Source organism: Allobosea sp. CRIB-10 (assembly GCF_900112185.1).
Lineage (GTDB): Bacteria > Pseudomonadota > Alphaproteobacteria > Rhizobiales > Beijerinckiaceae > Allobosea.
In genome coordinates this window covers 68994-81170 of the sequence record NZ_FOKP01000020.1, presented here as the reverse complement: position 1 = coordinate 81170, position 12177 = coordinate 68994, and the positions used below count along the sequence as shown (strand labels likewise).

The window sequence follows — 12177 nt, the reverse complement described above, 5'->3', positions numbered from 1 at the left end:
CGATCAGGCCGGAATTAGTTCGTACCCCGCGTCACTCTCGACGACGCGCCTGAAGCCCTCGATATGGCCGCCGGATACAATCCAGCCTTCGTGCGCCGCGCGTTCGAGGATGGTGCGGCGCGAGGCGCGGGCGGCGGCAGCGTCGAAATCGTAGACGAAACCGATGTCGGGATCGGCGGCCTGCAGGTCGGAGAGATGCAGCGCGTCGCCCCAGAGCAGTAGGGGGGCGTCGCCTTCGATCAGATAGCCACCATGGCCGGCGGTGTGGCCGGGCAGCGGGATCAGCGTGATGCCGGGCCGCACCCTGCCGACCGGGGCGGAATGGATGCGGCCGGCATAGTGCTTCTTCACCGCCGCCGTGACGGCAAAGCCGCCCTGCCGGTTCTGCGGTGTCTGCGCGCGCTTGGCCTCGTCGCCGAAGAAAGCGAAATCGGCCTCGGGTACGACGATCTCCGCTTCTGGAAAACGGGCGCGATCGCCATCGAACAGGCCGAGCGCATGGTCGCCATGGAGATGCGTGATCAGCACACGCTCGACCTGCTCGGGAGCAATGCCCGCCTTGGCCATGGCGGCGGGCGCGTGGCCCATCGCCTCGCCCCAGGATGGGCCGGTGCCGGCATCGACCAGGGTGATCCCGTCTGCGCCTTTCAAGGCGAAGCAGTTAACGGGGATGCTGACCTTCGGTTTGCCCCAGCGCGCCACGGCCTCGTCTCGGGCGGCTTCGCCTTCGGCATGGATCAGGACGTCGAGCGGCGCTTCGAAGACGCCATCGTCCAGGATGAGCACGTCGTAGGAACCGAAACGCCGCCAGGTCTCGCTCATATCCGTCGATCTCCACTCCGGTGATGCCTGCTTAGATCACGCGGCTCTCGCTGCGGGCAACGGAGCGGGTGGCATGCCCGGTCTCCGCTGCCGCATACGCGATCGGCCGATGCTGCATTCCCTTTTTCCGCGTTTTCCTTTATGTGCAGCGCAATATCGCGGTGCCGCGTCCGGCGCCGCCCCTCGTTCTGCGTGCTGCCGACCCGCCAGCCCCGCTTTAAGGCCTGACATCGATGTCCTTCATCTCCACGAGCGCGCCGCTCGCGCGGGCGCTCGCCGACCGCAACTATAGCGAGCCGACCCCCGTCCAGGCCGCCGTGCTGGAAGAGGCGGCCGCCGGCCGCGACCTGCTGGTCTCGTCGCAGACCGGCTCGGGCAAGACGGTGGCCTATGGGCTCGCCCTCGGCGCCGACCTGATCGGCGAGGCCGAAATCCTGCCGCGCGCCGGACTGCCGCTGGCGCTGATCGTCGCGCCAACGCGCGAGCTCGCCTTGCAGGTCCAGCGCGAGCTCGCCTGGCTCTATGGCGAGGCGAAGGCCCGCATCGTCGCCTGCGTCGGCGGCATGGACCCGCGCCGCGAGGCAATGCTGCTGGCCGAGGGCGCTCACATCGTGGTCGGCACGCCCGGACGTCTGCGCGATCATCTCGAACGCCGCCAGATCGACCTCTCGGCCCTGAAGGCGGTGGTGCTCGACGAGGCCGACGAGATGCTCGATCTCGGCTTCCGCGACGATCTCGAATTCATCCTGCAGGCCGCGCCGGAAGAGCGTCGCAGCCTGCTGTTCTCGGCGACGCTGCCGAAGGCGATCATCGCGCTCGCCAAGAGCTATCAGCGCGATGCGCTGCGCATCGAGGTCGCCGGCACCGTGGGCGGCCATGCCGACATCGAATACCGCGCTATCCGCGTCTATCCGCGCGAGAGCGAGCTCGCCGTCGTCAACCTGCTGCGCTTCTACGACGCGCCCTGCGCGCTGGTGTTCTGCAATACCCGCAATGCCGTTCGCCACCTCGAAGCGGCGCTGCTGGAGCGTGGTTTCGCCGCCGTCTCGCTTTCGGGCGAGCTAAGCCAGAGCGAGCGCAATTCGGCGCTGCAGGCGCTGCGCGACGGGCGCGCGCGCATCTGCGTCGCGACCGACGTCGCGGCGCGCGGCATCGACCTGCCGGGGCTGACGCTGGTCATCCATGCCGAGCTGCCGAACGATCCAGAGGTGATGCAGCATCGCAGCGGCCGCACCGGCCGGGCCGGCAAGAAGGGCATCAGCGCGCTGCTGGTGCCGCCCTCGCGCCGGCGCAAGGCGCAGATGCTGCTGGCTGGAGCGGGTGCCGAGGCCGAATGGGCCGCCGCGCCGACGCAGGACGAGATCCGCGCGCTCGACCAGGAGCGCATGCTGCAGGACCCGCTGCTCTCGGGCGAGGCGGGCGAGGACGATGCCGGCATGATCGGCGCGCTGCTTGCCGGGCGCTCTGCCGAGGAGCTCGCCGCGGCGCTGGTGCGCGTCTATCGCTCGCGCCTGCCGGCGACCGAGGAGGTCGGCGATCCCAATTTCGGCCATGAGGAGCGCCGGCCGGCCCGCAGCACCGAGGATTATGCGCAGAAGCGCACGCCCGGTGATCGCGAACGCGGCGAGCGTTCCGGGCCCCGCGGCGAGACCGTCTGGTTCCGCCTGAGCACCGGCCGCAAGGACGGCGCCGATCCGCGCAAGCTGCTGCCGATGATCTGCCGGCGCGGCCAGATCACTCGCGACGAGGTCGGCGCGATCCGCATCTTCGATCGCGAAACCAAGGTCGAGATCGATGCCGATGTCGCCGAGCGCTTCGCCGAGCTGACGCGCGTGCCCGATCGCGATCGGATCACGATCGAGCAGGTCGCCGGCGAGGGCGAACGCCGGGCGGCCAAGCCATTCGGCGAGAAGGCGAGCCATGCGCCGCGCGGCGCCCATCCGGCCCGCGAGGAGCGTTCGAGCGAGCGAAAGCCCTATGAGGGCAAGCGCAAGCCGTTCGGCGCCAAGCCCTACGATCCGACACGGCGCGACCGCGAGCCTGTCTACGAGGAAACCGCGATCCTGCGGCCGGAGCGCCCCTCCTTCGACAAGAAAGGCGAGCCTGGCGGCAAGCCGTTCGCCGGCAAGTTCAAGGGCGGCAAGTTCGAGGGTGGCAAGAAGCCCTTTGGCGCGCCCCATGGCGGCGAGCGTCCCGGCGCCGGCGAGGGTCGGCCTGCGGGTAAGAGCTTTGGCGAGAAGAAACCGTTCGGAGCAAAGAAGCCTTTCGCTGGCAAGAAGCCGTTCGGTGCGAAGAAGCCGCGTCGCGACGAGCGCTGAAATAAGCTGAATCTACGACTCATCGTCATGGTCGGGCTTGTCCCGACCATCCCCGTCTTCCCAGATACAATGTGGTGTTCAAGACGTGGATGCTCGCCACAAGGGCGAGCATGATGGGCTGGAGCAGCGTCGGGCAAGCGGCTGCGATCAACGCAGCCCGAGGAAGGACAGGATCGCGAGGACGACGACGACCAGGCCGACGATATAGATGATGTTGTTCATGGTGGAGCCCCCTCCGGTTGCACTGCCATCGCGTCGCAACGGCCGATGATCGGTGCGGCTGTGCCGCAGCACCAGTCGAACGCGTTGCCGCGCGGGATTGTTCCAAAATCGTCGCATAGCTGTTGCACTCGCCAGCCATCCGCTCCCACAATGCCCGGCCGGGCAGAGACCCGGACGGGGGATCGCGATGAGGACGATGGGTAAGGCGCTCGGCGCCGTGTTGATGTTGGCCGGGCTCGTTCTGCCCGCCGCCGCGCAGGACCGGCTGGTGATCGCCGGGCGCGATGCCGGCTTCGCGCCGGCGCTGGCCAAGATGGTCGAGCTCTACCAGGCCAAGAATCCGAACGTGAAGATCGAGCGGCTCGAGCTCGGCGGCGGCCCGCTCTATGAGCGCCTCGCGGTCGGCGCGCGCGAGAAGACCGCTGCGACCGACGTCGCCATGCTCGACGACATCTGGGCACCGGAGTTCATGGCGCGCGGCTGGCTCACCGATCTCGGCACCGTCGGCGGCCTGCCGGGTGAGTTCGTCAAGTCGGCGCTGGATGTCTCCAAGCACGACGGCAAGCTCTATGCCGCGCCCTTCGTCGGCAACATCGCCATGTTCGCCTATCGCAAGGACCTGCTCGCCAAGCACGGCTTCGAGCGGCCCAAGACCTGGAGCGATGTCGTCAAGGCGGCGCAGGTGATCCAGGACAAGGAGCAGGGCGTCTCCGGCCTGGTCTTCCGCGGCATCAAGGGCAACCCGATCGTCACCTCCTTCCTGCCGGTGCTGTGGGCGCATGGCGGCGACGTGGTGAGCGCCGACGGCAAGGCCGTGCTCGACACGCCCGCAGCCGAAAAGGCGCTGACCCAATTCCTCTCCTTCAAGGCGCTCGCGCCGAAGGGCGTCGAGACCTACAACGCCACCGAATTGCGCGACGCGATCCAGCAGGGCCGCGCCGCGATCGCGGTCGAGATGTGGTCGTCCTGGGCCGGCACGCTCGACGGCAACGCCTCGAAGGTCGCGAACCAGGTCGAGGTCGTCGCCACCCCGGGCGAGGTCAAGGGGCCGGCGCCGATGCTTGGCGCCTGGCTGCTCGCCATTCCTGCGGATTCGCCGAACAAGGCGCGCGCCGCCGACTTCATCCGCTTCGTCACGAGCCCTGAAAACCAGAAGCTGATCGCGCTCGAGACCGGCAATCCGCCCACGCTCGCCGCGCTGTTCAACGACAAGGACCTCGTCGCCAAGTATCGCTGGTACCCGGCGCAGCTCGAGGCGCTGAACGTCGCCCAGGCCCGCCCGCGCATCAGCCAGTGGGCCCGCGTCGAGACCATTCTCGGCGACTATCTCCAGCTCGCGCTGATCGGCCAGATGCAGCCCAAGCAGGCGCTGAGCGAAGCCAACGCCCAGATCGCCCGCGCCCTGTCGCGCTGATCCCAATGCGGGCCGCCTCCTTGCGAGACGGCCCGCTTTCCGTCTGGATGTAATGACCGCTTCCCGCCGCCTGCTGCCCTGGCTCCTGCTGACGCCGGCGCTCCTGATCTTCGCCGGGCTGACGCTCTATCCGCTCGGGCGGACGCTGGCGCTTTCCCTGTTCGCCACCGATTACGGCTTCGAGAACGCCAAATTCGTCGGCCTCGAGAATTTCCGCGAACTCTGGGACAGCCGCTTCTTCCGGCAGGCGGTGACCAACACCGTACTGTTCACGGTGGTGTCGACCGTGCTGGAGGTCGCCGCCGGCCTGGGCCTCGCGCTGCTGCTCGACCGCGCCTTTCCCGGCCGCACGCTGATCATGACACTCCTGCTCGCGCCCTTCGTGCTCGCGACCATGGTGGTGACCGCGATCTGGCGGGCCTGGTTCCATTTCGATCTCGGCTTCCTCAACAATCTCCTGCGCACGGTAGGGCTGCCCGGCGTGCCCTGGCTGTTCGATCCCAATCTCGCGCTCTGGTCGATCGTGCTCGTCGATCTCTGGCAGACTGCGCCCTTCGCCTTCCTGATCATCTTCGCGGGTCTGCGCCTGATTCCGCAGGATGTCTACGAGGCCGCCCGGGTCGATGGCGCCGGGCCGTGGCGGCGCTTCCGCGACATGACGCTGCCGCTGCTCGCGCCCTATCTCTTCGTCGCGGCGCTGCTGCGCTCGGTCGACAGTTTCAAGCTGTTCGACAAGGTCTATGCGATGACCGGCGGCGGGCCGGGGCAGGCGACCGAGACGGTCTCGATGTTCGTCTACCGGCAGGGCTTCCGCTTCTTCGACATCGGCCTGGCGTCGGCCGCCGCGGTGGTGATGATCGTCGTCGCCGGGCTGCTTGCCGTCGTCTATGCGGCCTCGCTGCTCAAAGAGGCTGGCCGATGATCCGGATCATCGCCGCCTTCGGCCTTTGCGCGCTGTCGCTGATCCCGCTGGTCTGGATGGTCGCGACCTCGTTCAAGCCGCCGGCTGAATATGTCTCGACCTCGATCGCGCTCTGGCCGCAGGAGCCGACGTTGGCGCATTACCGCGTGCTTCTCGACGGCGGGATGTGGCGGCTCGGACTCAACAGCGTCGTGGTGGCGCTCGGCACGGTCGGCCTGTCGCTGCTGGCCGGACTGCCGGCGGCCTATGCGCTGGCGCGCTTCGAGCTGCCGAAGCGCTTCGACATCGTCTTCCTCGGCTTCGTGCTGGTGATCAAGCTGGCGCCGCCGATCGCGCTCGCCATCCCGCTCTACCAGGTTCTGCGGGCGCTCGGCCTGCTCGACACCCATCTCGGGCTGATCCTCGCCAACCAGATCCTGGCGCTGCCCTTCGCGATCTGGATGCTGCTCGGCTTCGTCCGCGACGTGCCCTATTCCTTCGAGGAGGCGGCGATGCTCGACGGCGCCGGTTTCATCAGGCGGCTGCTGGAGATCGTCGTGCCGCTGCTGATGCCGGGGCTGGTCGCGACGGCGGTCTTCGTCGCGATCATGAGCTGGAACGAGTTCCTGTTCGCGCTGCTCTTCATCCAGACGCCGTCGAAGTTCACCCTGCCGGCCTTCATCGCGACGCTGATCAACGAGGACGAGACCTTGTGGGGCAAGCTCTCGGCGATGGGGTTGATCGCGTCGTTGCCGGTGCTGCTCGCGGTCGGGCTGGTCCGGCGCGGGCTGACGCGCGAGGTGTCGGTCGATCAGCATTGAGGGGCAGCACGCCGTCATGCTCGCCCTTGTGGCGAGCATCCACGTCTTGAACACCGCATTGCAGGAAGGAAGACGTGGATGGTCGGGACAAGCCCGACCATGACGGAGAGGAGATGGCAGCGCCTACCGCGGCACGACCTTGCGGTAGAGGTGCCAGCTGGCATGACCGAGCACCGGCATGACGATGATCAGGCCGACCAGCACCGGCAGCGAGCCGAGCACCAGCAGGACCGTGATCGTCAAGGCCCAGTACAGCATGCCGCGCGGGCTCTTCTCGACGGCAGCCATCGAGGTCTTCACCGCGGTCGCCATGCTGACATGCCGGTCGAGCATCAGCGGGAAGGAGATCACCGTCATCGAAAACACCAGGATGGCGAAGAGCAGCCCGAGCGAATTGCCGAGGATGATCATCGTCCAGCCGTTCGCCGTGGTCAGCAGCGGCGTCATGAAGCCCTCGAAGGAGTCGAGCGGGACATCGCCCATCAGCCAGCGATAGATGATCCAGGCGCTGAACAGCCAGGCAAGGAAGACGCCCATCAGGAGCGCGCCGAGCGTCGCGATCTGGCCGATTCCGGGCGAATGCACGACGTCGAGCGCATGCTTCCAGGAGGTATCCATGCCGAGCTCGCGGCGGCGGCTGATCTCATAGAGGCCGATCGCCGCGAACGGGCCGAGCAGGGCGAAGCCCGAAGCCAGCGGGAACAGCAGTGGAAAGATGTTGTAGCTCACCGTCAGGCGGGCCAGCAGGATGCCGGCGATGGGGTAGATCAGCGCGATGAAGAGCAGGTGGCTCGGCTGCGCCAGGAAGTCGGCATAGCCCTGCCTGAGCGCGTCCTTGATGTCGGCGATGCCGATCTCGTTGACGGGCAGGGCATCGGCAGGCGCAGCATCGTTCGCCGCCATCGGGGGATGATGGATATGGGTATCGGCCATGGCGTTCTTCCCGGTTGCGGCCCGGTTCGCCTGGCGGTCCTGACGCGATCCTCCGGTCAAGACCTGCGAGGCGTCGAGCATCCATTTCAGCGAGGGAAGCCTACACCCGGCGCGCTCCTGCCACAAATCGGCGTACTCAAATCGTGAAACAGGCGCTTCGCAGGATACCCCGCCTCAACTAGAACTGCGCCATGGCCGACACTGTTCCCGCCCCCGTCGAAGATCTGACTCCCGAAGCCGCCCGTGCCGAACATCAGGTGCTGGCGCCCGAGATCGCCGCGGCGAACGAGGCCTATCACAGCGACAGCGCGCCGATCATGGACGACGCGACCTTCGACGCGAAGTTCCGCCGCCTGACGGCACTGGAAAGCGCTTTCCCCGAGCTGAAAGGCGCAGAGGCGCTCTCCGACAAGGTCGGCGCAAGGCCCTCGGGCAAGTTCGCCAAGATCCGGCATCGCGTGCCGATGCTCTCGCTCAACAATGCCTTCGCCGACGAGGACATCGCCGATTTCGTCACCCGCGTACGCACCTTCCTCGGCCGCAAGGACGACCAGCCGATCGCCTTCACGGCCGAGCCGAAGATCGACGGCCTCTCGCTCTCGCTGCGCTATGAGGCTGGCGAGTTGGTCAGCGCCGCGACGCGCGGCGACGGCGAGGAGGGCGAGGACGTCACGGCGAACGCCCGCACCATTTCCGAGATCCCGCACCGGCTGAAGGGCAAGGACGTGCCTGACATCGCCGAGGTGCGCGGCGAGATCTATCTCGGCCATGCCGACTTCGCCGCGATCAACCAGCGCCAGCGTGACAGGCAAGAGCGCGAATTCGCGAATCCGCGCAACGCCGCCGCGGGCTCGCTGCGCCAGCTCGACGTCTCGATCACTGCCTCGCGGCCGCTACGCTTCTTCGCCTATGCCTGGGGCGAGATGCCGGTGCTGCCGGCGGCGACGCAGTTCGGCGTGGTCGAGGCCTTCGCGCGCTGGGGCTTCAGGACCAACCCGCTGATGGTTCGCTGCGACAGCGTCGAGGCGATGCTGGAGCGCTACCGGCTGATCGAAGCCCAGCGCGCGAGCCTCGGCTACGACATCGACGGCGTGGTCTACAAGGTCGACGATCTCGCCTTGCAGGCCCGTCTCGGCTTTGTCGCGCGGGCGCCGCGCTGGGCGATCGCGCACAAGTTCCCGGCCGAGCTCGCGACCACCGTGCTCGAGGCGATCGACATCCAGGTCGGCCGCACCGGCGCGCTCTCGCCGGTGGCGCGGCTGAAGCCGGTGACGGTCGGTGGCGTCGTCGTCACCAATGCGACGCTGCACAATGAGGACTATATCCGCGGCTTCGATTCCAAGGGGCTGCCGATCCGCGACGGCAGCGACATCCGCATCGGAGACACCGTGACGGTGAAGCGCGCCGGCGACGTGATTCCGCGCGTCGAGGCGGTCGACCTCGCCAAGCGCCCGGCCGACGCGCAGCCTTACGTCTTCCCGACGACCTGCCCGGTCTGCGGCAGTGATGCGGTGCGCGAGCACAATCCGCGCTCGGGCAAGGAGGATGCGGTGCGCCGCTGCACCGGCGGGCTGATCTGCGAGGCGCAGGCGGTCGAGCGTCTCAAGCATTTCGTCTCGCGCGACGCGCTCGATATCGACGGGCTCGGCGACAAGCAGATCGAGTTCTTCCACGCCGATCCCGACCTGCCGGTGAAGGAGCCGGCCGACATCTTCACGCTGGCGCAGCGCGATGCGGCGAACCTGAAGAAGCTCAAGGACAAGGAAGGCTTCGGCGCGACCAGCACCAAGAAGCTGTTCGAGGCGATCGACGACCGGCGCAAGCCCCCGCTCAACCGCTTCATCTTCGGGCTCGGCATCCGCCATATCGGCGAGACCAATGCGCGTTTGCTGGCACGCCATTACGGCTCGTTCGAGGCGCTGCAGGCCGCCTGCCTCGCCGCCGAGAACCCCGGGAGCGAGGAGCGGGCGGCGCTCGATGCGATCGACGGCGTTGGTCCGACCGTGGTCGAGGCGCTGCTGCAGTTCTTCGCCGAAGAGCACAACCAGCAGATGCTCGCCCGGCTGCTGGCGGAAGTGACGCCGCAGCCGCTGGAGGCGGTGGCCTCGTCCAGCCCGGTCGCCGGTCAGATCGTCGTTTTCACCGGCGCGCTGGAGCGCATGACCCGCGACGAGGCCAAAGCGATGGCCGAGCGGCTGGGTGCCAAGGTCGCCGGCTCGGTCTCGTCGAAGACCGATTTGCTGGTGGCGGGGCCGGGTGCCGGCTCGAAGCTCAAGGATGCCGCCAAGCACGGCGTCAAGGTGATCGACGAAGCCGGCTGGTTCGAGCTGGTCGGGGGGTAGGCTCACCGTCATGCTCGCCCTTGTGGCGAGCATCCACGTCTTGGACACCGCAGGCTACCAGCGAAGTGAAGACGTGGATGGTCGGGACAAGCCCGACCATGACGGGAAATGGCCGCCTAACCCCGCCCTGCCGCCAGCGTGCAGATCATCCGCGCCACCTCATAGGACTTCTCGAAGGCCGGAACGGGAAGGAACTCGTAGCGCGAGTGGAAATTATAGGCGCCGGTGAAGAAGTTCGGCGTCGGCAGGCCGCGGGCCGAGAGCGCCGCGCCGTCGGTGCCGCCGCGCATCGGGATCTGCTTCTTCCGGATCTGCAAGCGCTCCAGCGCGCTGAAGAGCAGTTCGACCGGGCGCTGGTCGTCGCCGAGACTGTCGTGGATGTTGCCGTAGGTGTCGCTGACGACGCACTCGACGCGGCCGGTCGGATAGAGCGCGGCGATCTCGGCCGCGACCTCCTCGATCCGGCGCTTGCGCGCCTCGAAGCTCTGCCTGTCGAAATCGCGGATCAGCGCCCCTAACCTCGCCTCGCTCGCATTGGCCGTGATGGCGTTGAACCAGACATAGCCCTCGCGGCCTTCGGTGTGCTCAGGCGTCTCGGCGCGATCGAAGCGGCTGATGAAGTCCTGCGCCATCAGCAACGGGTTCACCAGCACGCCCTTGGCCGACATCGGATGGGTGCTGACGCCGGTCAGCGTGATCTCGGCGCTCGCCGCGTTGAAGTTCTCGATCACGACTTCGCCGAGCTCGCAGCAGTCGATCGTATAGGCGAAGTCGCAAGGGAAGCGGGCGAGGTCGAGGACCTTGGCGCCGCGCAGGCCGATCTCCTCGTCCGGGACGAAGGCGACGGCGATGTCGCCATGCTGGTCCTGCGGGCGCAGATTGGCGAGCAGGGTCATGATCACCGTGATCGCCGCCTTGTTGTCGGCGCCGAGCACGCTGGTGCCGTCGCTGGTAATGATCTCGGCGCCCTGCCAGTCGCGAAGTTGCGGATGCTCAGCGACGCGCAGCCAGATGTCCCGGTCGCGGTTGAGGCAGAGATCCTCGCCTTCGAAGCGCAGGAGCTGCGGGCGGATATCGGGCGAGAGGCCGGCATCGAAGGTGTCGAGATGGGCGATGAAGCCGATCCTGGGCGCATCCGGCACGGTGCCGCGCTTCACTGCCGTGACGGTGGCGCGATCGTCGATCTCGACATCGTCGAGGCCGAGCCCGCGCAATTCGTCGGCCAGGAGCTCGGCGAGGCGCTGCTGGCCCGGCGTGCTCGGCAGCGTCGTGGCCTTGATGTCGCTCTGGCTGGAAACCGCGGCATAGCGAAAGAAGCGTTCAATCAATTGCTGGCGGATGCTCATGGTCGTCCCGTCGAACGCTTGGCGGATTGTGGTCGGCAAGGCGCCCCGAGGCGCTGCCGGCAGGGGAGGCGTCGACCGGCCGCGTCGCGCGGATCGGCGGCTCGGTATTGCGGAAATGGCTTGGCGGCTTGCCGATCACCCGCTTGAAGGCGCGGCTGAAGGACGCCTCCGAATCGTAGCCGAGGCGGCGGGCGACGGCGGTGATCCGGAGATTGTCGCGCTCCAGCCATTGCCTGGCTTGGTGCATCTGGACCTGCAGGACGTAGCGGGCCGGCGTCTCGCCGACGACGCTGGCGAAGCGCTCGGCAAAGGCGGAGCGCGAGGCGTGCATCACCCTGGCGAGCGCATCGACCGTCCAGTTCTCGCTCGGGCTGAGATGGATCGCGGCGAGGACACGGCCGATATCGGGGTCGCGCGCGGCGGCCACCCAGCCGGTGGCCGTGCCGCAGCCGCGCTCGACCCAGGAGCGGATCAGGGCGGCGGCGACGACATCGGCGAGGCGGGTCAGGATGCCGCCGGCGCCGACGCGATCGAGCGCGAGTTCGCAGGCCATGGTGGTCAGCAAGGCGGGAATGGCCGGCTCGGCCACTGCCATTTCATGCACCCACATCAGCTCCGGCATCATCCGCAACATCGGATGCTGGGCGTCGACGTTGAAGCAGAGGCTGGCGCTGAAGAACAAGGTCGCTTCGCCGTCGGCTTCTCCGGAGCCGCCGCCGCGCGCCTCGGCGATCTCGCCGCAGCAATGCTGGAAGGCGCAGTGGCCGTTCGGTGTCGCCGGGAGGCCGGGCTCGCTGGCGAGCGCATGCTCGACGCCGCGCGGCATCAGCACGGCGTCGCCCTGTTCGAGCCGGCACCATTCGCCCTCGGGCGTGCGCAGCCAGCAGCCCCGCTCGGCCATGAAGTGCAGGCGCGCCGCCGGCTGGGCCGGGAACAGCAGGCACCAGGGCGTCGTCATCTGGTAGCGAGCGTAATCTACGCCTTCGAGCCGGAGGCCGCGCAGCATCTCCGTCAGCGGATCCGGTCCCGATCTTCTGGACGATTGGTCAAGCATAGCG

The 12177-nt window shown here is 67.8% G+C and carries 10 protein-coding genes; 5 read left to right on the top strand and 5 right to left on the bottom strand.

Features of this window, described 5'->3' with window-relative positions; genetic code table 11:
• Nucleotides 1-3: 3 nt before the first annotated feature.
• Entirely contained in the window at nucleotides 4-822 is an 819-nt protein-coding gene (locus BMZ69_RS22065; protein ID WP_092160798.1) for an AidB family quorum-quenching N-acyl homoserine lactonase, read from the bottom strand.
• Between the two features lie 233 nt (nucleotides 823-1055).
• On the opposite strand from BMZ69_RS22065, the gene BMZ69_RS22060 reads away from it, so the two are divergent.
• On the top strand, nucleotides 1056-3140 hold the full coding sequence (locus BMZ69_RS22060; RefSeq protein WP_092160797.1) for a DEAD/DEAH box helicase: 2085 nt from the start codon (nucleotides 1056-1058) through the stop codon (nucleotides 3138-3140).
• A gap of 147 nt (nucleotides 3141-3287) precedes the next feature.
• Here the strand turns inward: BMZ69_RS22060 and BMZ69_RS31720 are convergent, their stop codons facing one another.
• Nucleotides 3288-3434, bottom strand: a complete 147-nt coding sequence (locus BMZ69_RS31720) for a hypothetical protein (RefSeq protein ID WP_175506923.1) — start codon at nucleotides 3432-3434, stop codon at nucleotides 3288-3290.
• 115 nt (nucleotides 3435-3549) lie between these two features.
• Here BMZ69_RS31720 and BMZ69_RS22055 point away from each other — a divergent pair, with 115 nt between their 5' ends.
• From BMZ69_RS22055 to BMZ69_RS22045, 3 genes are read left to right on the top strand one after another with little or no spacing between them, the layout of a single operon-like run.
• Complete coding sequence (locus tag BMZ69_RS22055) at nucleotides 3550-4776, top strand: ABC transporter substrate-binding protein (protein ID WP_092160796.1); 1227 nt, start codon at nucleotides 3550-3552, stop codon at nucleotides 4774-4776.
• Between the two features lie 52 nt (nucleotides 4777-4828).
• Nucleotides 4829-5698 carry a carbohydrate ABC transporter permease gene (locus BMZ69_RS22050; RefSeq protein ID WP_092160793.1) on the top strand — a complete coding sequence of 290 codons (870 nt, stop codon included), beginning with the start codon at nucleotides 4829-4831 and terminating at the stop codon, nucleotides 5696-5698.
• The gene (locus BMZ69_RS22045) at nucleotides 5695-6498 is read left to right on the top strand and encodes a carbohydrate ABC transporter permease (protein WP_092160791.1); all 804 of its coding nucleotides are present in this window, start codon (nucleotides 5695-5697) and stop codon (nucleotides 6496-6498) included. Before BMZ69_RS22050 ends, BMZ69_RS22045 begins: the two co-directional genes overlap by 4 nt.
• A 123-nt stretch (nucleotides 6499-6621) precedes the next feature.
• Here BMZ69_RS22045 and BMZ69_RS22040 read toward each other — a convergent pair whose 3' ends face one another.
• Nucleotides 6622-7431 carry a DUF2189 domain-containing protein gene (locus tag BMZ69_RS22040; protein WP_092160909.1) on the bottom strand — a complete coding sequence of 270 codons (810 nt, stop codon included), beginning with the start codon at nucleotides 7429-7431 and terminating at the stop codon, nucleotides 6622-6624.
• A 191-nt stretch (nucleotides 7432-7622) separates the two neighbouring features.
• Here BMZ69_RS22040 and ligA point away from each other — a divergent pair, with 191 nt between their 5' ends.
• The gene (gene ligA / locus BMZ69_RS22035) at nucleotides 7623-9773 is read left to right on the top strand and encodes an NAD-dependent DNA ligase LigA (protein ID WP_092160789.1); all 2151 of its coding nucleotides are present in this window, start codon (nucleotides 7623-7625) and stop codon (nucleotides 9771-9773) included.
• Nucleotides 9774-9889: 116 nt separating this feature from the next.
• Here ligA and pepT read toward each other — a convergent pair whose 3' ends face one another.
• Complete coding sequence (pepT, locus tag BMZ69_RS22030) at nucleotides 9890-11119, bottom strand: peptidase T (protein WP_092160787.1); 1230 nt, start codon at nucleotides 11117-11119, stop codon at nucleotides 9890-9892.
• Nucleotides 11094-12173: an AraC family transcriptional regulator gene (locus BMZ69_RS22025; protein WP_092160785.1), complete on the bottom strand. Its 1080-nt coding sequence runs from the start codon at nucleotides 12171-12173 to the stop codon at nucleotides 11094-11096. The genes pepT and BMZ69_RS22025 overlap by 26 nt, the downstream gene beginning before the upstream one ends.
• Between the last annotated feature and the right edge of the window lie 4 nt (nucleotides 12174-12177).